Genomic DNA, 19,993 nt, shown 5'->3' on the forward strand with positions numbered 1-19,993 from the left:
GGCCCTCATCGGTGCCGCGCCGGCCACCGGCCGAGGAGGTCAAAGGCTCCGGATGGCCGAGCACCGTCCCTGGCTTCACCTCGGGGAGCTCGCCGCGCACGATGTGCCGATCGGTACCACAGACAGTCGTGGCGTCGACCCGCACGATGACGTCGGCCGGGTCCTCGATCGCCGGACCGTGACCGTGTCCCAGGAGGTCCGTTCGGGGCCGTGGTGGACGAGTGCTCGCATGGTGCTCCCTCAGCTGCCGCCTTCCACCGTCGCCCGCGAAGGACTTCGGGGCAACAGAGACCGTCGGGCCCCTCAAGGGGGGCGGCCGCTCAGGTCATCCGGGCCCTCTGAACAGACCGTCCGTTCCGGCACACAGGTCGTCGGCTGCGTCGTCGCGGCTCGCCTCCTAATCCGGCTCCATGTAGGGGCGGCGGAAGACCTGGGCCTGGCGGACGCCGTAAGGACGTACGGCCGCCAGCGCCCGGACGACCGCAGCCTCCAAGGGGCCGCTCGTGTCGACCATGACGGCTTCCGGCCAGGGCGGTTCCGTGGCCGCCATGGTGGTGGCCACGTCGAGGCCGGCGTCGGATGCTCCGGCCGTACGGGTGGTCAGGCGGGCCGCCGCCACATCGCCCGGAACCTGGCAGTGCAGGGCCACCAGGTCGGCGCTGGTTCGTTCGGCCACGCGCAGGGCGGCTGCACGCTGTCCCGCACCGGACCAGGTGGCGTCCAGGACGACGGACTCTCCACTGGACAGCAGGGCGGATGCGCGGTCGAGCAGGGCCGCGTAGGTCTTGTCGGTCCACTCCGGCGAGTACAGGCCTTCGCCATACCTGGCGGCCGCGGGCTCCTCGGCCGGGATGCCCGCCAGCTCCTTACGGAGGCGGTCGCTGCTGAGCAGTGTGACTCCCAGACGGTCTGCCAGTGCGCCGGCGAGCGTGGACTTCCCGCTCCCCGGGAGCCCGCCGACGAGCGTCACACCGACAGCGGACGTACGGAGGTGCCGCAGGGCCGTCGTGATCAGCCGGCCTGCCACCCCCTCCGCGCCGGGCGCGCCCTGGCGTGCCTGGATCAACGCGACCTTGGCCCGGACGAACGCGCGGTAGGCGACGTAGTGGTGCCGGAGGGAGGGCGGTGCCGGGTCGCCGGAGTACTCGCTGTACTCGGCGAGGAAGAACGCCGCGGCCTCCGGGGCACCCAGCTGTTCCAGGTCCATGGCGAGGAAGGCGGCGTCGTCGAGGCCGTCGACATGGCGCAGCCGGTCGTCGAACTCCAGACAGTCCAGGACGCGGGGGCCGTCGTCGAGACAGAAGATGTCCTCGGCGAGCAGGTCGCCGTGGCCGTCGACCACCCGCCCCTGTTCGATGCGCGTGTCGAACAGTTGCCTGCGGCCGGACAGATAGCGGCGCACCAGTCGCTCGACCTCCTCCACGCCGTCGAGCGCGAGGCCGTCGTCGGCCAGCGCACGGACCTGTGCGAAGCTCGCTTCCCAGCGCGCCGACAGAGCGTCCCGCGTCCCCTGCTCGTCCACGTCCCGGCTGCGGGAAGCGTCCGCGTGACGGGTGGCGAGCAGCCGGGCGACCGCGCGCAGGACATCGTCGACGGCCGCGCCTTCTCTCACCAGGCGGGAGAGGCGGCGCTCCGCGGGCATGCGGCGCATCACGACGAAGGGTTCGGGCGTGTCCCTGTCGGGGCTGTGGAATTCCCCCAGGCCGAGGTAGACGTCGGGGGCGAAGCGACGGTTGAGGGCGACTTCTCGCTCGCAGGTGGCCCGGCGCGCCGCCACAGTGGTGTGGTCCAGGAACCCGAGGTCGACCGGTTTCTTGACCTTGTAGGCGCGGTCCCCGACAAAGAACACCACGGAGGTATGGGTCTCGTGCACCTCTGCACGCGGGCGGCTCGGCTCAGACATGGGGGACTACGGCGACAGGGCAGCGCGCGTGGTGGGCTGCGGCTTGGGCCACGGGGCCCAGGCGTGGTGCCGGGCCGGGACGGTGCGTGCGCCGGCCGACGACCAGCAGCCCGGCGCCGTCGGCGGCCTGGATGACGGCCTTGGCGGGACTTTCGAGTGCGATGCTCTCGACCACCTCCACGCCTGGAAACTTCTCTCGCCAGGGGCGGAGGGCCTGGCTCAGGTGCTTCTGTGCGTCCTGCGTGATCTCTTCGGCGATGGCGTGGTCCGTGCCCCAGGGAACGCGCGCGTGGAGCGGCAGGCTCCGGCCGTGGACGGCCCGCAGGGGCACGCCCCGCGCCGCGGCGGTGCCGAAGGCGAATTCAAGCAGATCGTCGCACGGGCCGTGCAGTTTCAGTGCCACCACTACGCCGCGTGCCGTATGCGGTCCGGACGGTGGCCCCGCTTCGCGGGTTTCGGCACGCACCAGGACCACCGGCCGCTCGGCCCGTGCTACAACGGGCATGCTGATGTCTCCCAGGAAATAACTTCCGACAGCCCCCAGCCCTCGCGAACCGAGCACGGTCATGTCGGACTCCGATGCCGCTTGCAGCAGTGCGTTCTGGGCGTCGTCGGCTACGAGATTGCCGACGATGGAGAGGCCTGGATGGCGCGCCTGGAGTTCCGCCCGCGCGTTGTGCACGATCCGTTTCGCCCAGTAGTTCTGATCCACCTCGGCGGGGATACGGGTCGGTTCCGGCACCAGCAGGGGCCACGCGTGCAGCAGGCGCAGCGTGAACTTCCGCCGCTCGGCTTCGTCGGCGGCCCAATGGGCGGCGGCAAGGCTCTCGGGTGAGCCGTCGAGACCCACGGTGACCACTGACTCCATGGCGGCTGCCTCCGTCTTGTAAGAAACCGGAAGGGCGGTGAGCGAGTCCGATTGTCCGGACTGCTGTCCGTCCCACGCCCCGTCGGTGGCCGTGCGGGCGACGGCAAGGAGCATTCGATGCGCGTTCGTCTGCGCCGCCGCTCGGGCACGGTTGCTTCCTATCCGAGGAGTACCCGAAATCCGCTTGCGGCGCATGCGGACTCCGGTGCGACAGGGCTCGGACCGGCGCGGAGGCCGGCCCGGGGAGGAGGTCCTCGACGGCCCTCCGAGGGCGCCGTGTCCGGTCACGTTCGTTCCGCAGACATGACGGCCGACCCGGCCGGGGGCAGACCCCGTCGCTGCGTGACCCGGGTGGCCCGAATGGCCGCCCGCCGAGGTCCTTCGGCCCTATGACCGGGGTCCGCCGCCGTTCGACCGTGGTGGGGACCCGGGGCCCAACTCGTCGTGCCGCCGCCGGACACCCGATGGTCGGCGCCCTCGGAGTCCTGGCGGTACGGGCCCGCGCCATCCTCGGCGCCGTCGAACTGCCGGACGTGCGCATCGTCGTCGGCGGCGGTCTCGACGAGTACGCCGTGGACGACCTGGTGCGCTCCGCGGCACCGCTCGACATCCACGCCGTCGGCACCCGCGTCGGAGTCTCGGCCGATGCCCCGTTCCTGGACTCCGCCTACAAGATGGTCCAGTACGACGGCCGCCCGGTGATGAAGCTCAACCGGGTCAGGAACCGGCCGCCCGCAGGTGCGGCGCCCCCGACACCTGTTGGGGGCCCGGTCGGCCGGAGAAGGGTCCGTTCGGCTCCCCCGGTCGGGGCTGCCCGGGCCATGCGGCGGTACTCCGCGCGTGGCACGTTGGGTACAGCACCATTCTGAGGAAGGGGCGGCGATCATGCGAGCTCACCTCGGCGATCAACTCGTTGTCGAAAGCCGGACCACCGGCGCCACCAGGCGCGACGGCGAGATTGTCGGCCTCCACCACGAGGACGGAACCCCTCCCTACGACGTGCACTGGTCGGACACGGACGAGGTGACACTCGTGTTCCCCGGGCCCGACGCGCACATCCGTCACCTCGAGCACGGGTCAGGAGGGAGCCCTGACCAGCTTTCCCGGCTGAGCACGGACGAGGCACGTCCGCAGGCGGGTGCCGGGTCCGGCACGCCCCCGCCGGGCGGGGGGTGCCACCCAGGTGACATCGGCCGACGCGTGGCTGCCGAACGTCGGCGACAGGGACTGACCCGGGCAGAGACTGCCCGCCGCGCCAGAATGGCGCCGCAGTACCTGGCGTACCTCGAAGAGCGGTCGGCCGACCCGGGCCTGGCAACCCTCATGAGACTGGCCGCCGCGCTGGGCACCTCCGTCGCCGCCCTGCGCGGCGGCGGAATCGATCTGCCGCCCGGCCAGGGCCAGGGACTCCTCAACCCCCAGCTGCGGGACCTCGGCCCGGATGAATGCCGCGCTCTGCTCTCCACGCATGGCTTGGGGCGCGTCGCGGTGTCGACCGCCGACGGCCCGGCAGTCATCCCGGTGAACTACGAGGTCGTCGACGACGCGATCGTCTTCCGAACCAGGCCGAACTCGGCCCCGGCCGCGGCCGGGGAAACGGATGTCGCCTTCGAGGTCGACCATGTGGACGAGGCCATGAGCCAGGGCTGGAGTGTGCTGGCCGTCGGCCCCGCCCGGGTGGTCACCGAGCCCGACGCGGTGCGACGGCTGGCTGATCACGCCCACAGCAGGCCATGGGCGGGAGGCGAACGCGATATGTGGGTGTCGATCCGGCCCACACACCTCACGGGGCGTCGCATCAGTCCGCCCGATCAGTGACCGGGCACGGACTGCCGCTTCTCCCGGCGGGCAGTCCACCGCGAAGGTCCCGCACCGACCGAGGAGCGGGCCCCGCCCAAGGTTTCGCCGACTCGCGAAGGGAGGCTCCGGTGAGCCGACGAGCACTTTCCCGAGAGCGTGTTGCGGCCCTGGTCCGCTGCTCGGTCAATCGTGCGGGACCACGGCGACCGGGGCGGCGGCGTGGTGCAGTACGGCTTGCGTCACCGGTCCGATGTGTGCGCCGACCTGCGTACGACGGCTGCGACGCCCGACCACGACCAGTGCCGCGTCCCGGGAGGCGTCGACCAAGTGGGAGCCCGCGCTGCCGACCACCGCTTGCTCGTTCACCTCGACGCCGGCGAACTTCTGCCTCCACGGCCGCAGTACCTCGGTCAGCTTGTGCTGTACCTGCGCGCGCAGTTCCGCGTTGAGCTCGAGGTCGAAGGCGCCACCGTAGCCGTAGGAGGACGGCAGGCTCCATCCGTGGACGACACGAAGGTTCCGCCCGCGCCGAGAAGCGGCTTCGAACGCGAACCCGATCACGGAATCGTCCGGATTCTCCAGGTCGAGGCCGAGCACGACATCGCCCGTCAGGTGGTCGTCCTCGACGCGTTCGCCGGCCCGTACGAGGACGACCGGCCGCTCGGTCCTGGCCACGACGGCGAGTGCCACGGAGCCGACCAGGAACCCGGTGACTCCGCCCAGGCCCCGGGACCCGAGCACCAGGAGGTCGGCATCCTCGGCGACCGCCAGCAGGGCGGTGACGGGCTGCTCCGGGATCCGCTCGGCGATGATGTGCAGACGGGGGTGACGTTCGGCAAGCCTGGCCGCGGTCTCCCGCGGCAGGCGCTCGGCCCACTCGCCCCGCGGGTCGTCCACGGGCGGCACGGAGGCGCCCGCCAACGGGGAGTACGTGTAGGGCTGCCATTGCCAGGCGTGCACGAGGCGCAGGGTCGCGTCGCGCGACAGCGCCTCGCGGGCAGCCCAGTCTGCGGCGGCGGTGCTCTCGGGCGAACCGTCCAGACCGACGGTGACGTTGGGGGACATGTGCGGACCTCCTCAAGGGGATGCCACTCAGTCTCCGGGCGGGAAGCCCGCGTCAGCAGGGGCCACAGGTCCCGGCCCGGGGCCGACCGGCCCATGCGGCACGCGCCCCACGTACGCGGAAGGCAGCGCCGATACGAAGGCACAAGTCCTCGGTGCCGCAGCCCCGTTGAGGCATGTGTGAGCGACGGACCGAGCGGATTCGCGCACATGAGAGGGGCGTCCCCGCGTTGCCGCGGGAACGCCGGTCCAGGCCTCTCGGTCACATCGGCCGACAACCGCGTACCGTCTGTCCCAGGCCCCGGCGCAGACATGGGAGTTGGGAGAGCTTCCGGATCCGGGGGCGGTGGCGCCGAAGGTCGTTGTCCGAGGGACCGTTCAGACGATCGCGACCGGACAGTGGGAGTGGTGCAGCAGGGCGATGGCGACCGGGCCCGGTTGCGGGCCGATGCGGTGGGGATGGCCGTGGGCACCGACGACCACGACGGCGGCTTCGCGGGTCGCCTCCAGCAGTGCGTGCATCCGGCCGGAGTCGAACGTGAGGGTCGCCACCTCGACCTGGGGATATCGCTGTCGTAGCCCGGCCACCACGCGGCGCGGTGCAGCCTGTTCAATCAGTGCCTGCGCAACAGCGTCGTCCCGCACCCGATCCGCGGGGATCAGGGCCGGTGGTGCGGGCGTCCGGAGCCGAGGGACCGCGGCGTGCCACACGCGCAGTCGGACCCCGCGACGCTCCGCCTCGGCGAAGGCGAACGCCGTGGCATCCGCGTCGGCGTCGCTTTCCAGGCCGAGCAGCACCTCGCCGTGCCCCGCGGATCGGTGGTTCCCCCGTACGACGAGCAGCGGACCGCACGTGTGCGCGGCCAGCCGCAGGCTCACCGAGCCGAACAGTAAGCCGGCGAAGCCACCGAGCCCTCGCGTGCCGACCACGGTGAGCGCCGCGTCCCGACCGTGCCGAGCCAGCGCCTGGACCGGTCCGCCCTCGAAGGCGCAGGCCGTGACGGGCAGGCCGGGGTGCCGTTCGCGTACCCGTGCGGTCGCGGACGCCAGTACCGGACCGGCCTCGTCGAGGTCGGGCACGGCGTACACGATGTCCAGCGGGGCGCCGCGCAGCACCGCTTCCTCGGCGGCCCGGTCCAGCGCCCGTACGGCGATGAGCGAGCCGTCCACGCCGACGGTCACATGACGGGTGGTCATGTCTGTCCCTCCCCTTGGTTCCTCGCCGGTGGCCAGGTACTCCCGGCAGGCGTCGGCGGTGACGGTGACGGTGAACCCGAGCGGTACCGGCAGTCCCAGCCGGATCATCTCTCCACTCCTCCCGGTCTGTTCAGGCGTGCGGGACGACGACGACGGGGCACGGGGCGTGGTGCATCACGGCGTGCGCGACGGAGCCGAGGTGGGTGCCGAGACTGGCTTCCCGCACCCGGCGTCCCACCACGAGGAGGGCCGCGCCGGCCGAGGCCCGGATCAACTCGCCGGACGCGCGCCTTTCGGTGACGATCTCGGTCACGGCGACCTCGGGGAACTTCTCGCACCAGGGGCGCAGCGTCGCGACCACGGCGTGCTCGTGCTCGGCGAGCAGTTCGGGGCCGTTCACCGGAGCGAGCCTGTCGACCGCCGCGTAGGCGGGCGGGCCGCTGAAGGCATGGATCACGCGGAGCGGGGCGGCACGGCGACGGGCGGCGTCGAAGGCGAACTCGATCAGTTCGTCACAGGGCCGGTCGGTGTCGAGGCCGAGAACGACATCGCGGTACGGGGTCTCGGGTATCTCCTCGGGGGAGATCCCGTCCACCGCGGAGAGGTGCTCGTCGGCGGTGCACTCTCCTGCCCGCACCAGCACCACAGGGCGCGGTGACCTGGCTACGACCCGCTGCGACACCGACCCGGTCAGGAACCCCGCGACGCCGCCGATTCCACGGGAGCCGAGGACCAGCAGATCGGCCTCCTCGGCCGCGGCCAGCAGGGCCCCGACCGGCGAGTCGGCCACCGAGTGGCTGATGACCTGCAGGCCGCTGTGCGCGGCGCGCATACTGTCCGATGCCTCCGCCAGCATGTCCTCGGCCCAGGAGCGCTGCGACATGTCCGCGGGCACGGTCGGGGTCGGCCGCGGCTGCCACTGCCAGGCGTGCACCAGGCGCAGTGCCATGCCTCGGCGCATGGCTTCCCTGGCCGCCCAGTGCGCGGCGGCCAGGCCTTCGGGAGAACCGTCGATCCCCGCGGCGACGTGTCGAAGCATGATCCGCACCTCCTGCTTGCATGTCGATGGATTCCCTTTCTCCCGTCGAGCCTGATACCGGGGTGAGCCCGGGTGCAGGGGCCGGGCAGGCCCTACCGAGGGGCCCTTCGGCCCAAGTGGCGTCCCACCGCCACGCCGTGCGGCCCGGCCTCGGGGCCGGTCGGCCCATGGTGAAAGCGTGGCTTCGAGGAGAGATTGGAGGTGGCAGAATCGCGCACCAGGAAGAGGACAGGATCATGAACGCTTCTCCCACTTCCAGCATGCTGCGGGCGTTGCCCACCGAGCACGCCGAGCAACTGATGCACATCGCCCGGGAGGTGTCGTTCCCGCAGGGAGCCCGCCTGTTCGAGGAGGGACGGCGCGCGGACCGGTTCTGGATCATCCGTACCGGCACGGTGGCCCTCGACATGCGTGTGCCCGGCCGCCGCGCGGCCGTCATCGAGACCCTCGGGCACAACGAACTCGTCGGCTGGTCCTGGCTGTTCGCACCGCACACCTGGCATCTGGGTGCCGAGGCCACGAGCCCGGTGCGCGCGTACGAGTTCGACGCCGAGGTGGTACGGGCCATGTGCCAGGCCGATCCCGCGCTGGGCATGGTCGTGAGCCAGTGGGTGGGAGACACCGTCGCCCGCCGCCTGCGGACGGCCAGGACCCGGCTGCTGGACCTGTACGCGCCCTACGGCAGCGGAAGTCTCCGTTGACCGCGTCGGAATCCACCAAGGAGTCACCGTGCATGGGAGCCCGCACATCGTGAGCGATGTCATGACCCACACTGTCGCCGCCGTCGGCCGTGGGGCCGGCTTCAAGGAGATCGTGCAGTTGATGGAGCAGTGGCAGGTCAGTGCCCTTCCGGTCCTGGAGGGCGAGGATCGCGTGATCGGCGTCGTCTCCGAGGCCGATCTGCTGCACAAGGAGGAGTTCCGGGACGGTGACCCGGACCGGTACACACAACTGCGGCGCCTTTCGGACCTCACCAAGGCCGGCGCGGTGACCGCCGGGGAGCTGATGACGTCCCCGGCGGTCACCGTCCAGGCGAACGCGACCCTGGCACAGGCCGCCCGGACCATGGCGCACGCCAAGGTCAAGCGGCTCCCCGTCGTCGATGAGCTGGGCAAACTCGAAGGCGTCGTCAGCCGCGGCGATCTTCTCAAGGTGTTTCTGCGGGCCGACGCGGACATCGCCGAGGAGGTCCACAGGGAGGTCGTGTCGTACCTGTTCCATGCACCCTTGTCCCCTGTTCGCGTACGGGTGCGGGACGGCGTCGTCACACTCGCCGGACAGGTCCGGGACACCTCGTTGGTGCCCGTGGCCGCGCGCCTGGTACGGGCCGTCGAAGGCGTGGTGGACGTGGAGTTCGAGATCACGGGCCCACCCCGCCACCCGTAGCCGTGACCGGTGGCCGAACGGACAACTGCGCTCTGGTCGGGCCGGTCGGCCCCGGTGCGATCGGCCCCGGAGCGTGATGATCGGCCGAGGCGCCCACGTTCACGGAACAGAACCCCGTCCGGGTCCTCCTGCTGGACGACCACGAGTTGGTGCGCGCCACGGTCCGACCGATCTCCTGGCCGCCGAGCCGGACATCTCGGTGGTCGGCGACGCGGGCGGCGTCGAGCACGCGCCGGTGCGCGGGTCGGCGCCGCGCCCGCACGTGGCGGTCCTGGACGTACGTCTGCCGGACGGCGACGGGAGCCGGAGCCCGCCTGTCCGATGCTGACGTCGTTCGACGACGAGGAGGCCCTGCTCGACGCGATCACGGCCGGAGCTGGACCCCACGACGACCGCCCGGCCGATGAGGTCGCTGCGCGCGGACCCCACCGAGGGCCCGGCCCTCGCTCCCGAGCCACATCTCCCGGCTGCCGGCCGAACTCGGAGTCCAGCGCAGCATCCAGGCGGCGGTGCCGGCCGGCCGGAGAACCCCGACACCGCCGACCGCCCCGCACGCTGACCCATGCCCCGCTGGGGGCGCGGGGAACCGCGCGGCCCGCCCCCACCCAGCCGCAGCCGAAGAACCCCGGACACGAAGAACCCCCGGACATACAGGGCGCCGACGGTCTCAGCCGTTCGCCGGTACGCCACCCGGCGATGCATCGGGTGAGCCCAACGGCACCCGCCACACCAACCGAGTGCCACCACCCTCGGACCGTTCGCCGAGCGTCAGCGCGCCCCCGAGAGCAACGGCCCGCTCCTCCATGTTCTTCAGCCCGCTGCGGTGCACGTCGCCCGACATCCCACAGCCGTCGTCCGTCACCGTGAGCGTCAACTCGCCCCCGGTGCACTGAACTCGGACGTCCACGGCCTGTGCCCCGGAGTGCCGTGCCGCGTTGCTCAGCGCCTCACCGAGCACAGCGACGGCGTGGTCGGCGATGTCGCCGGGGACATTGGTCTCGACGAGCCCCTCGATGCGCAGCGCGGGCGGGAAACCGAACGATATGGCCGAGGCCGTGACCACCTCGGAGACCCGGCCGCGCAGACCGTTGCCCTCCCTGCCGCCCCCGCCGTGCGTCCGCAGGCCGAAGATCGTGGAGCGAATGATCTTGATGGTGTCGTCGAGGTCGTCGACGGTCCGCGTCAGGCGCTCCATGCCTTCGGGGTGTTCCATGAAGCGCTGGGCGCTCTGCAGTGTCATGCCGGCCGCGAAGAGCCGCTGGATGGCGAGGTCGTGCAGGTCACGGGCGATACGGTCGCGGTCCTGGAGCAGTGCGATCTGTTCCGCGTCCCGCCGCCGCTCGGCCAGCTCCAGCGCCAGCGCGGCCTGGTCGGCGAACCCGAGCAGCGGTCCGGTGTCGGCGTCGCCGAACGGTGTACCGCCCTGCACCCTCCCGAGCAACAGCACGCCCCGCGCCTTCCCGCTGGTGCCGAGCGGCACCGCGACCACGGGTCCGAGCCCGGCCCACTGGGCTTCGCCCTCGCCCACGCGGGCATCGTGTTCGATGTCGGCGCTGACCACGGGCTCCGCGGAGCTCAGCGCGGCTCCGACGAGGCCGTCCCGGGCCGGCATCACCAGTCCACCGCGCTCCTGCGCGCCGAGCCCGACGGCGAGCGCCGGCCGCAGCGCCTCCTCGCCCGGTACGCGCTCCGCGATCAGCCCCATGTCCGCGGAGACGATCTTCCGGGCCTCGACGACGATCAGCTCCAGCACCTCCGCGCCCGGCGCGCCGGTCAGCAGGACACTCGTGACCTTCCCGCTGGCCCGCTGCCAGCGCTCGCGGAGCCTGGTCTCCTCGTACAGTCGCGCGTTCTCGATGGCGACCCCGGCGGCCACCGCCAGCGTCGACAGGACGGACTCGTCCTCCGCGTCGAACTCCTTGCCGCTGCGCTTCTCGGTCAGGTACAGGTTCCCGAACACCTCGTCGCGCACCCGGATCGGTACGCCGAGGAAGGAGTGCATCGGCGGGTGGTGGGCCGGGAAGCCGTACGACTCGGGGTGCTCGGAGAGCTCCGGCAGCCTCAGGGGCACCGGGTGCCGGATCAGCTCGCCGAGGAGCCCGTGCCCGCTGGGCAGCTCCCCGATCTCGGCCCGTCGCTCCTCGTCGATGCCGACGGTGATGAACGCGGACAGTGTCCGGTCGGCGCCGATCACGCCCAGGGCCCCGTACTCGGCGTCCACCAGGACCACCGCGGCCTCGACGATGCTGCGCAGCACCTGCGGCAGGTCCAGCTCCCGTCCGACGGACAGGACGGCCTCCAGCAGACTGTGCAGGCGGTCCCGGGTGCCGCGGACGGCGTCGATGCGTACCTGTAGTTCGCCCAGCAGCTCGTCGAGCCGAAGCTTGGGCACATGCTGCTCGGATCCCGCGCGTGAGTCCGCGCCCATCGCTTCCTCCGGCCGATTCGGCGGACAAGAGACCGCGCACCGGTTCGCCTGCCCCCACCGTACTGCCTGGAAGGCCGCGGCATCACCACGCACTGCTCCGATCACAGGAATCCCGAACGCAGTTCAAGCAATCCGTGCATCGCCGGGGCCCGGTCGGATCACACCGGGCTTCGGGTCGGCATCGGGGCGCAACCGGAAGGGTCCCGGTTGCGCCCGATCCGCTAGCGGCACAGGGTTCAGCCCCTCTGTTCTCCGGACGCCAGTTCGGTGCCGATGCGCGCGGCCCACGCCTCGATCTGCTCGAAGTCACGGAAGTCCCCGCCCTTCCCGGAGGAAACGATCTTCCGGGCGATCACCCCCCTGGCCCCGTCCTCCAGGCAGCCCCCGAACGTGACGTGCCCACGGACGTCGAGCCGGGTCATGGCCCGCCGCACGCCGGGGACGGGCGGGAGGTCCTTCTCCGTGGCCGAGGCGTCGAGCGGACCGCTGCTGAAGAACCACAGCGGACGCCCGGCGAGCACGCGTCCGTGACGCCGGACGAAGCGTCGGGCGTCCTTGTGCCAGCGCCCCGCGTACAGTCCGCCGCCCACGACCACGGCGTCGTACGACTCGACGTCCGTCACAGAGCGAGCGGGCACCGCCTCGGTCGGCACGCCCTCCTTGCGCAGGACTTCCGCGATGGTCTCGGCGATCCGCGCGGTCGATCCGTTCGTCGTCCCGTAGGCGACGAGCACTTTGCTCAGCATGGCGGTACGCCTCCTCTCAGGACCTGATTCACAGCTTGCGCAGCCATTCCTCGGCGACACCGTGCACGGCCGGCTCGTCGGGCCGCAGGTGCGAGTCGTCCAGCCGATAGGTGAGCTTGTCGACCACCGCGACCACGCCGTCTATCCGGTCGGTCATGGAGACGGCGATCTCCGCCTCGCTCCTGCGCTCCACATGGCCGACGAGGGTGACGACCCCCTCGTACACGTCGACCTCGACGGTCGAGGGGGTCAGCCACAGTGTGCGGACCAGCACCTCCTCGATCACCTCGCGGCGGATCACGTCGTCCGGCTGCAGGAAGACCTGGATCAGGTCGCGGCGGGTGACGATGCCGACGACCCGGTCCTCCTCGTCCACCACCGGCAACCGCTCCACGCGGTGGTGTGCCATGGTCCGGGCGGCCTCGGCGATGGTGTCGTCGGCGTGCACGGTGACCGGTGGCACGGACATCAGCTGTCCGGCGGTCCGGGCGTGTGCCTTCGCGGCCTGCCGCCGGGCATCGCGGGTCAGCCCGGCGAGCCGGAAGCGGGGCTTCGTCTCGTAGGGGTCGGGGATGTCCGCCTGCCGGACCATGAGGTCGGTCTCGGAGATCACACCGAGGACCTTCTCGTCCTCGTCGACCACCGGCAGCCCGCTGATGCGGTGCTCGGCAAGCAGCCGTGCCACTTCCTTGAACGGGGAGCCGTACCGGGCCGTGACGACCTCCGTCGCCATCACCGATCCGACCTTGTTCTGCCTCATGTCTGTTCCTCCTCAGCGCAGTCGGCGCAGATAGGGGTCCTGGGCCCGGCGCGGCAGCAGGCGGACGCGGGCGTCGAGCACGGTGACCGCGGCGGGTGTCGCGAGGACGGGGTTGAAGTCGGCCTCGGCGAGCTGCGGCAGGTCGCCCGCCATGCGGGACAGCCGCAGCAGAAGCTGTTCGAGGCCCTGGAGATCGGCCGGCCGGCTGCCGTGCGTGCCGAGGAGCAGCGGCGCGCAGCGCGGTGCGGTGATCAGATCGTGGACGTCGTGGTCGGTCAGCGGGGCCAGGCGGGCGGCGTGGTCGGCCAGCACCTCGGTCGCCGTACCGCCGAGACCGAACAGCACCAGCGGGCCGAAGACCTCGTCCTGCGCCACCCCCGCGAACAGCTCGGTGCCGCGCGCGGCCAGTGGCTGGACGACCACTCCGGTCATGAGTCCGGCGAAGCGGGTCTCGAAGTCCCGGAAGGCGGCGCGTACTTGGGCGTCGCCCTGGAGGTCGAGGTGGACCGCGTGCTGTTCGGTCTTGTGGACGAGGCCGGGCCAGTGGGCCTTCATGACCACGCGGCCGTCGGCACCGCGCAGCCGTTCGGCGGCGATGACGGCGTCGTCCTCGGTCTCGGCCCAGGCCCAGGACAGTTGTGGAATGCCGTAGCAGGCGAGGAGGTCGGCACAGGTGCGCGGGTCGAGCCAGCCGCCGTCCGGATGGGCGGCCAGGTAGGTCTCGGCGACCGCGTGCGCCCGGGCCGTGTCGACCTCCGCGAGCTCCGGGACCGTGCCGGCCGGCCGGTTCAGCCAGGCCGCGCGACGGGCGGCGTGTGCCAAGGCCCGTGCCGCCGCGCCCGGTTCGGCGTACGACGGGACGGTGCCGCCTTCCCGCGCGGGCAGCAGCTTGACCGGCAGATCCTGCTCCAGGCGTACGACGGCGACCGGCCGTGCCCGGCGCCCGGGTCCGTCGGTGAGGGCCCGGACGAGGTCGTCGCCGGTCGCCACGGCGACGGCGGTGGGGACGAGGGCCAGCAGCACGGTGTCGATGCCCGGGTACCGCAGGAGCCGGTCCACGCAGTCCCTGAGCTGGTCCTCCGTGACGGCGGCGGTGGCGTCGACGGGGTTGCCCACGGCGGCGCCCTCGGGCAGCACGGCGAGCAGGTCGTCGATCAGTTCGGGGGTGAGGGGAGGCAGGGACAGTCCGGCCTCGGCACACGCGTCCGCCGCGAGGACACCCGCGCCGCCCGCGTTGGTGACGATCGCCACGCGGGTCCCGGCCGGGAGCGGCTGGGAGTGCAACAGGGCGGCGGTTTCGAGGAGTTCGCCCACCGAGCGGGTGGCGGTGACGCCCGCCTGGGTGAACAGCGCCTGCCGGGTCATGGTCCGGGTCGCGGCGGCCGCGGTGTGCGAGGCGGCGGCACGGCGACCGGGCTCGGTACGGCCCGCGTCGACCGTCAGGACGGGCATCCGACGGGTCACACGCCGGGCGGTGCGGGAGAACGCCCGCGGGTTGCCGAAGGACTCCAGGTGCAGCAGGGCGAGGTCGGTGCGGCCGTCGCTCTCCCACCACTGGAGCATGTCATTGCCGCTGACGTCGTACTTGTCACCGAGCGACGCGAAGGACGAGACGCCGATACCGAGCCGGGACAGCCCGTCGAGCACGGCGATGCCCACGCCGCCGGACTGCACGGCGACGCCCGCCGTGCCGGGGCGTGGGTGGTCGGCGGCGAAGGTGGCGTCGAGGCGGAGCCTCGGGTCGGTGTTGGAGATGCCGAGGCAGTTGGGGCCGACCAGCCGCATGCCGTACGTGCGGCACGCGGCCATGAGCGCCTGCGCCTGGTCGCTGTCGAGCCCGGCCGACACCACGAGCAGCGCCCGTACGCCGGCCTTGCCGCACTCTTCGGCCGTGGCGGGCAGGGCGTCGGCCGGTATCGCGAGGACCGCGAGATCGGGGACCTTGGGCAGCGCGCTGACCGACGGATAGGACGGCACGCCGAGGATCGACGAGACGTGGGGGTTCACCGCGAAGAGCCGGCGGGTGAAGCCGCCCTCGTGCAGATGGTGCAGGAGGGCCCGCCCCACCGATCCAGGCCTGCGCCCGGCACCGACCACGGCGATCGCTTCGGGGCGCAGCAGCGGTTCCAGGCTGGCGACGTCGGCGGCCCGGCCACGGGCTTCGACGGCCGACAGGTAGGTGTCGTCCTCGTCGAGCGCGATGGTGCATCGCACCTCCGGGCCCTCGAATCGGCGTCCGGCGTGCAGGCCCAGGTCGGTGAAGAGCCGGAGTACTTCGTAGTTCTCGCTGAGCGCGTCGGCGGTGAACGTGGTGACGCCGTCCGCGCGGGCGGCGGAGACGAGGTGTTCGACGAGGAGGGTGCCGACGCCCCGGTGGTGCAGTCCGTCGGCCACGGCGATCGACATCTCGGCCGTGTCCGCGTCGTCGCCGGTCTCGTACTCGGCCAGGCCGATCACCTGGCCCTGTATCTCGGCGAGCAGTGCCCGGTAGCCGGGGCGCGTCGGCGCCGAGGCCCGGTCGGCGGCCAGATCGGCGGAGCGGCGGCTCGCGGCGAAGAACCGCAGCCGCAGGTTCTCCGGTGACATCTCCTCGTAAAGCCCTCGTAGCTGCTCGTGGTCACCGGGCCGCACGGAACGTATGCACACAGTGGTGCCGTCCGCGAGCAGGGCGTGCACGGTGGGGCGGTCGCGCTCGTCGTCCGTCATCTGGGGCCTCCTCGAAAAACTCTCGACAGTTCGAGCATCCGGCGATCCACGGGCCCGCCCCAGGGGCTGATCGGGTGCACCGCATGGGCCGGTCGGCCCCTGTCTCGCGGGCCGGTCCGCGGCGGATGGTGGACACTCTGGGCTCCCGTACGCATGGAGGGACGAACTGCCATGACCCATCCGATCGTTGTCGGGGTCGACGCCTCCGCGCCCAGCAGGGCCGCGGCCGAGTGGGCGGCGGGTGACGCGGAGCTGCGCGGACTGCCACTGCGGGTCGTGCACATCGAAGGGGCCGACCCGACCGAAGGGGTCGCCGCGGCGTTGCTCTCGCTGGGCTCGCGGGCCTCCTGCACCGTCCTCGGACTGCGCGGCGCGGGCGGCGTTCCGGGGTCGGCCGTGGGTTCCGTGGCCCGTGAGGTGGCAGCCCGCTCGGACCGGCCGGTGGTGCTGGTGCCGGGCGGCGGCCTCGGCCGTACGGACGGCGAGTGGCATACGGACCAGGTGGCTCTGGGCATGGATGCCCGCGACCCGGTCAGCGCCGTCATGGACTTCGCGTTCGACGCGGCGCGGCGCCGCGGTGCCCGGCTGCACGCCGTGCACGCGTGGCGGCTGCCCTCCCTCGCCGAGCGGTGGATGCCGTACGCGATGCCGGAGGAGGACCGGGGAGCGTGGGAGGACCAGGAGGTGCAACTGCTCTCGGACGCGCTGCGGCCGTGGCGGGAGAAGTATCCGCGGGCGGACGTCTACGAGGACGTGCGCCTGCAGAGCCCGCCGGCCGCCCTGGTTCATGCGTCGGCCTCGGCGGGGCTCCTGGTGGTCGGCCGCGCGGGCCGGACGCTCGGTCCCACGCTGGATGCCGTGCTGGAGCACACCGAGTGCCCGGTGGCCGTGGTTCCGCGCTGACGGTGCCCCACCCGGTCACCGGTCCGGCAGGGTGAGGGCACAGGATTCTCCGGGCGCCACGGACACGGTGCGGTCCGCGAGGGCGAGGTCGATCGGGTCCTGGTCGGACTCGGGCACCGCCATCATCAACTGGTCGGCGGTCAGACGCAGTTGTATCCCGCGATGGCCGCGGTAGCGGATCGAGAAGCCGTACTCGGACAGCTCCGGCAGCGGCACCGGATCGAACCGCAGTGCGCCGCCCCGGGTCTCCAGACCGGTGAGGCAGCGCTGGACGAGATCGAGGGTGCCCGCCATGGCACCGAGGTGGATGCCCTCCCCCGTGGTGCCGCCCTGCAGATCGGCGATGTCCCCGGCCAGGGCCTCGTGCACGAACGCCCACGCCTCCGCGCGCCGCGCCCGGGCCAGCACCCACCCGTGCACCAGGCTGCTGAGCGTCGAGCCGTGACTCGTGCGGCGCAGGTAGTGGTCGACGGTGCGCCGCCAGACGGTGTCGTCCACCTCGTGCCCGAGCCTGCGGAACAGGCCGCCGAGTTCGGTGGGCGAGAAGAGGTAGCCCATCATCAGGACGTCCGCCTGTTTGGACGCCTGGTAGCGGTTGACGGTGTCGCCCTCGGCCTCCAGGATCCGGTCGAGCCGCCGGATGTCGCCGTACCGTGCGCGGTAGCCGTCCCAGTCGAGCTCCTCCAGTGCGCCGTAGCCCTCGAACTGGCTGATCACTCCGGCGTGGAAGGGCACGTACAGCTTCCGGGAGACGTCCTGCCAGCCGTCGAGTTCGGCCGCGTCGAGGCCGGTGCGCTCGCAGAGGTCTCTGCGCGCCAGTTCGGGCAGGTCGTACAGGACGTCGAGAGTGCGGGTGAGCACCCAGGCGGCGGTGACGTTGGTGTACGCGTTGTCGTCGAGCCCGGGCCGCTCCGCGCCGGGGTAGCCGTCGTGGTACTCGTCGGGGCCGACGACGCCGCGGATCCGGTACCGGCCGAGCGTCCCGTCGTACGCCGCGAGGCCGGCCCAGAAGCGGGCGATCTGCACGAGCATCTCGATGCCCTTGGTGTGCAGGAACTCGGTGTCGCCGCTCGCCTCGCAGTACTGCCACACGTTGTACGCGATCGCCGAGCCGACGTGGTGCTGGAGCCGTGAATGGTCGGGCAGCCAGCGCCCGGAGCGCGGGTTGAGATGCAGTTGCTGGGTCTCCTCCCGGCCGTCGCTGCCGCTCTGCCACGGGTACATCGCACCGGTGCACCCGGCGTCGCGGGCCGCCCGGCAGGCCTGCTCAAGGCGGCGGTGGCGGTAGCCGAGCAGGGCGCGGGAGACCTCGGGGAAGTGCAGGTTGAGGTACGGCAGGACGAACAGCTCGTCCCAGAAGACGTGCCCCCGGTAGGCCTCACCGTGCAGACCGCGCGCCGGGACGCCCACGTCCAGCTCGGCGGTGTGCGGAGAAAGCGTCTGAAGCAGATGGAACAGGTGCAGGCGCAGCACCGGGCCCGTACTGTTCGGCACGTCCAACTCGGCGTTGCGCCAGAGCTGTTGCCAGGCCGTGCGGTGGGATTCCAGCAGCGTCCCGAAATCCGGGGCGCGGCCGACCCGGTCGAGGGCCGCGTACGCCGGGTCCTTGATGGCCGGGTCGTGGGAGGTGTGCAGGGCGACCGTCTTGTCGACCGTGACGGTCCGGCCGTCGGTCAGGGAGAGCCGCAGCAGCTGAGCGGCCCGCGCGTCCTCGTGCGCGTCGGCGGTCTCGACGACGGCGGCCTCCTCGTGCGCGTCGACGGCGTCCGCGCCGGTCACGGCGACAGTGCGGGCCGCCAGGCCGATCCTGATGTCGGAGGCACTGGTCCGGCACTCCAGCCAGATCGTGTCCGGCGCCGCGGTGCCGGTGCGGACGTCCGTGAGGTGCCGGGAGGCGAGGGAGCGGTAGCGCTCCACTCCGGTGTTGGCGACCGTCCCGTCGAGCGCCGACTCGACCTCGATCTGTCCGGACCAGCCCTCCGCCGTCAACTCCGTGCGCAGCAGGGCCAGATGGGGGTCGGCCATGTGGACCAGTCGCAGCTGCCGTACGGCGAGGCACCGGCCGACACCGTCCTCGACGTATTCGTAGCGCAGCGTCCGTTCCAGGGTGCCGGCGCGCAGGTCCAGGTTCTGGCGGTGGTCGAGGAGCTTGTGGGTGTCGGGCGAGAGCCAGGTCCCGGAGGCGGTACGCAGGCGCAGCGGCAGCCAGTTGGGGAGGTTGACCATGTCCTCGTTCTCGACCCGGCGTCCCGCCACGTCCGAGGTGAGGCGGTTGTAGCAGCCCGCCGCGTACGTGCCCGGGTAGTGGACGGAGTCCGCCGCGCACTCGGGGGCCGCGCCACGGGTGGCGAAGTAGCCGTTGCCGAGGGTGCACAGCGCTTCGCGCAGCTGCTCCTGCGCCGGGTCGTAGCCTTCGTACGCCCAGGTCCAGTCGGGCATCCTCAGTCCTCCTGTGCGAGTAGCTCCGCGAGGTCGTCGACCACCAGGTCCGCGCCGTGCTTCAGCAGTGCGGTCCGGGTGGCCGGGGTGCGGGCGCGGTCGACGCCCACGACGAGACCGAATCCGCCGCGCCGCCCGGCCTCGACTCCGGCGAGGGCATCCTCGACGACGGCGGCGCGTTCGGCGGGGACGCCGAGGCGGCGGGTCGCCTCCAGGAAGAGGGCGGGGTCGGGTTTGCCGGGCAGGCCCAGCCGGGCTGCCTCTCCGCCGTCCACCAGAGCGTCGAAGAGGCCGCGCACTCCCGCGTGGTCGAGGAGTTCACCGGCGTGCCGGGAGGCGGAGGCGGCGGCCAGCGGGATCCCTGCGGTCCGCAGGGCTCGCAGCAGGCGGACCGTGCCCGGATAGGCGTCGACGCCCTCGGCGCGCAGCCTCTCGGTGAACAGCTGTTCCTTGTGGGCGGCGACGGCCCGGACCTCGGCCTCGGAGGGCCGCAGCCCGCGGGCTTCGAGGAGGGCGGCGGCCCCGTCGAGGCGCGACTTGCCGTCGACGTACCGCAGATAGTCCTCGTGCGGGTCGAAGGGGCGCTCGCCGCGTGGGCGCAGAAAGGCGTCGAAGGCCGTCTTCCACGCGGCGGCGTGCACCCGCGCGGAGTCCGTGATGACGCCGTCGGTGTCGAGGACAACGGCCTGCGTCCCCCGCAGCACACGGGGTACGCGGGCCGTGCCGTTGCGCTCCGTGCTCATCGGCCGTCGGCCG

The 19,993-nt window shown here is 72.2% G+C and carries 16 protein-coding genes and 2 pseudogenes; 6 read left to right on the forward strand and 12 right to left on the reverse strand.

Translation table 11 applies throughout. From position 1 onward, the window contains the following. Nucleotides 1-52 precede the first annotated feature (52 nt). The 3 genes and pseudogenes from OG747_RS01225 to OG747_RS01235 form a co-directional block, all read right to left on the reverse strand. Nucleotides 53-231, reverse strand: a pseudogene (locus OG747_RS01225) (alcohol dehydrogenase catalytic domain-containing protein); the annotation flags it as partial. Between the two features lie 166 nt (nt 232-397). Beyond that, a complete protein-coding gene (locus OG747_RS01230) occupies nt 398-1,873 on the reverse strand; it encodes an AAA family ATPase (protein WP_405876928.1) in 1,476 nt (491 codons plus the stop codon). Between the two features lie 22 nt (nt 1,874-1,895). After that, nucleotides 1,896-2,771 carry a universal stress protein gene (locus OG747_RS01235; protein ID WP_405885404.1) on the reverse strand — a complete coding sequence of 292 codons (876 nt, stop codon included), beginning with the start codon at nt 2,769-2,771 and terminating at the stop codon, nt 1,896-1,898. A gap of 389 nt (nt 2,772-3,160) precedes the next feature. Here OG747_RS01235 and OG747_RS01240 point away from each other — a divergent pair, with 389 nt between their 5' ends. Then, the gene (locus OG747_RS01240) at nt 3,161-3,640 is read left to right on the forward strand and encodes a hypothetical protein (RefSeq protein WP_405876930.1); all 480 of its coding nucleotides are present in this window, start codon (nt 3,161-3,163) and stop codon (nt 3,638-3,640) included. Between the two features lie 16 nt (nt 3,641-3,656). Further along, nucleotides 3,657-4,589, forward strand: coding sequence for a pyridoxamine 5'-phosphate oxidase family protein (locus OG747_RS01245; protein WP_405876932.1), 933 nt, complete (start codon nt 3,657-3,659; stop codon nt 4,587-4,589). 165 nt (nt 4,590-4,754) lie between these two features. Here the strand turns inward: OG747_RS01245 and OG747_RS01250 are convergent, their stop codons facing one another. From OG747_RS01250 to OG747_RS01260, 3 genes are all read right to left on the reverse strand, one after another. Further along, on the reverse strand, nt 4,755-5,636 hold the full coding sequence (locus OG747_RS01250) for a universal stress protein (protein WP_405876934.1): 882 nt from the start codon (nt 5,634-5,636) through the stop codon (nt 4,755-4,757). Nucleotides 5,637-6,011: 375 nt separating this feature from the next. Then, nucleotides 6,012-6,830, reverse strand: coding sequence for a universal stress protein (locus tag OG747_RS01255; RefSeq protein WP_405885405.1), 819 nt, complete (start codon nt 6,828-6,830; stop codon nt 6,012-6,014). 130 nt (nt 6,831-6,960) lie between these two features. Continuing rightward, nucleotides 6,961-7,869 (reverse strand): universal stress protein, encoded by a 909-nt coding sequence (locus tag OG747_RS01260; RefSeq protein ID WP_405876936.1) that lies wholly within the window; start codon nt 7,867-7,869, stop codon nt 6,961-6,963. Between the two features lie 236 nt (nt 7,870-8,105). On the opposite strand from OG747_RS01260, the gene OG747_RS01265 reads away from it, so the two are divergent. From OG747_RS01265 to OG747_RS01275, 3 genes and pseudogenes are all read left to right on the forward strand, one after another. After that, nucleotides 8,106-8,570 (forward strand): cyclic nucleotide-binding domain-containing protein, encoded by a 465-nt coding sequence (locus tag OG747_RS01265; protein WP_405876938.1) that lies wholly within the window; start codon nt 8,106-8,108, stop codon nt 8,568-8,570. 28 nt (nt 8,571-8,598) lie between these two features. Continuing rightward, nucleotides 8,599-9,255 carry a CBS domain-containing protein gene (locus OG747_RS01270; protein WP_405876940.1) on the forward strand — a complete coding sequence of 219 codons (657 nt, stop codon included), beginning with the start codon at nt 8,599-8,601 and terminating at the stop codon, nt 9,253-9,255. A 128-nt stretch (nt 9,256-9,383) separates the two neighbouring features. Continuing rightward, nucleotides 9,384-9,814 (forward strand): annotated as a pseudogene (locus OG747_RS01275) (hypothetical protein). A gap of 108 nt (nt 9,815-9,922) precedes the next feature. Here OG747_RS01275 and OG747_RS01280 read toward each other — a convergent pair. The 4 genes from OG747_RS01280 to OG747_RS01295 form a co-directional block, all read right to left on the reverse strand. Then, complete coding sequence (locus OG747_RS01280; protein ID WP_405876942.1) at nt 9,923-11,683, reverse strand: GAF domain-containing protein; 1,761 nt, start codon at nt 11,681-11,683, stop codon at nt 9,923-9,925. Between the two features lie 236 nt (nt 11,684-11,919). After that, complete coding sequence (locus OG747_RS01285; RefSeq protein ID WP_405876944.1) at nt 11,920-12,429, reverse strand: flavodoxin domain-containing protein; 510 nt, start codon at nt 12,427-12,429, stop codon at nt 11,920-11,922. Nucleotides 12,430-12,457: 28 nt separating this feature from the next. Continuing rightward, nucleotides 12,458-13,189, reverse strand: coding sequence for a CBS domain-containing protein (locus OG747_RS01290; protein ID WP_405876946.1), 732 nt, complete (start codon nt 13,187-13,189; stop codon nt 12,458-12,460). A gap of 12 nt (nt 13,190-13,201) precedes the next feature. Beyond that, nucleotides 13,202-15,895, reverse strand: coding sequence for a GNAT family N-acetyltransferase (locus tag OG747_RS01295; RefSeq protein WP_405876948.1), 2,694 nt, complete (start codon nt 15,893-15,895; stop codon nt 13,202-13,204). Nucleotides 15,896-16,066: 171 nt separating this feature from the next. Between OG747_RS01295 and OG747_RS01300 the strand changes: the two genes are divergently transcribed. Further along, nucleotides 16,067-16,798: a universal stress protein gene (locus OG747_RS01300; protein ID WP_405876950.1), complete on the forward strand. Its 732-nt coding sequence runs from the start codon at nt 16,067-16,069 to the stop codon at nt 16,796-16,798. Between the two features lie 15 nt (nt 16,799-16,813). Here OG747_RS01300 and OG747_RS01305 read toward each other — a convergent pair whose 3' ends face one another. After that, nucleotides 16,814-19,237: a glycoside hydrolase family 65 protein gene (locus OG747_RS01305; RefSeq protein ID WP_405876952.1), complete on the reverse strand. Its 2,424-nt coding sequence runs from the start codon at nt 19,235-19,237 to the stop codon at nt 16,814-16,816. 2 nt (nt 19,238-19,239) lie between these two features. Next, complete coding sequence (locus tag OG747_RS01310) at nt 19,240-19,980, reverse strand: HAD family hydrolase (protein WP_405876954.1); 741 nt, start codon at nt 19,978-19,980, stop codon at nt 19,240-19,242. Between the last annotated feature and the right edge of the window lie 13 nt (nt 19,981-19,993).

Source organism: Streptomyces sp. NBC_01384, from assembly GCF_045040035.1.
In the GTDB taxonomy this organism is placed as follows: Bacteria; Actinomycetota; Actinomycetes; order Streptomycetales; family Streptomycetaceae; genus Streptomyces.

Excerpts from the sequence above, each read along its gene's own strand:
- OG747_RS01235 (WP_405885404.1), bottom strand. The coding sequence starts at position 2,771 with ATGGAGTCAGTGGTCACCGTGGGTCTCGACGGCTCACCCGAGAGCCTT.
- OG747_RS01240 (WP_405876930.1), top strand. The coding sequence starts at position 3,161 with ATGACCGGGGTCCGCCGCCGTTCGACCGTGGTGGGGACCCGGGGCCCA.
- OG747_RS01245 (WP_405876932.1), top strand. The coding sequence starts at position 3,657 with ATGCGAGCTCACCTCGGCGATCAACTCGTTGTCGAAAGCCGGACCACC.
- OG747_RS01250 (WP_405876934.1), bottom strand. The coding sequence starts at position 5,636 with ATGTCCCCCAACGTCACCGTCGGTCTGGACGGTTCGCCCGAGAGCACC.
- OG747_RS01255 (WP_405885405.1), bottom strand. The coding sequence starts at position 6,830 with ATGACCACCCGTCATGTGACCGTCGGCGTGGACGGCTCGCTCATCGCC.
- OG747_RS01260 (WP_405876936.1), bottom strand. The coding sequence starts at position 7,869 with ATGCTTCGACACGTCGCCGCGGGGATCGACGGTTCTCCCGAAGGCCTG.
- OG747_RS01265 (WP_405876938.1), top strand. The coding sequence starts at position 8,106 with ATGAACGCTTCTCCCACTTCCAGCATGCTGCGGGCGTTGCCCACCGAG.
- OG747_RS01280 (WP_405876942.1), bottom strand. The coding sequence starts at position 11,683 with ATGGGCGCGGACTCACGCGCGGGATCCGAGCAGCATGTGCCCAAGCTT.
- OG747_RS01285 (WP_405876944.1), bottom strand. The coding sequence starts at position 12,429 with ATGCTGAGCAAAGTGCTCGTCGCCTACGGGACGACGAACGGATCGACC.
- OG747_RS01290 (WP_405876946.1), bottom strand. The coding sequence starts at position 13,189 with ATGAGGCAGAACAAGGTCGGATCGGTGATGGCGACGGAGGTCGTCACG.
- OG747_RS01295 (WP_405876948.1), bottom strand. The coding sequence starts at position 15,895 with ATGACGGACGACGAGCGCGACCGCCCCACCGTGCACGCCCTGCTCGCG.
- OG747_RS01300 (WP_405876950.1), top strand. The coding sequence starts at position 16,067 with ATGACCCATCCGATCGTTGTCGGGGTCGACGCCTCCGCGCCCAGCAGG.
- OG747_RS01305 (WP_405876952.1), bottom strand. The coding sequence starts at position 19,237 with ATGCCCGACTGGACCTGGGCGTACGAAGGCTACGACCCGGCGCAGGAG.
- OG747_RS01310 (WP_405876954.1), bottom strand. The coding sequence starts at position 19,980 with ATGAGCACGGAGCGCAACGGCACGGCCCGCGTACCCCGTGTGCTGCGG.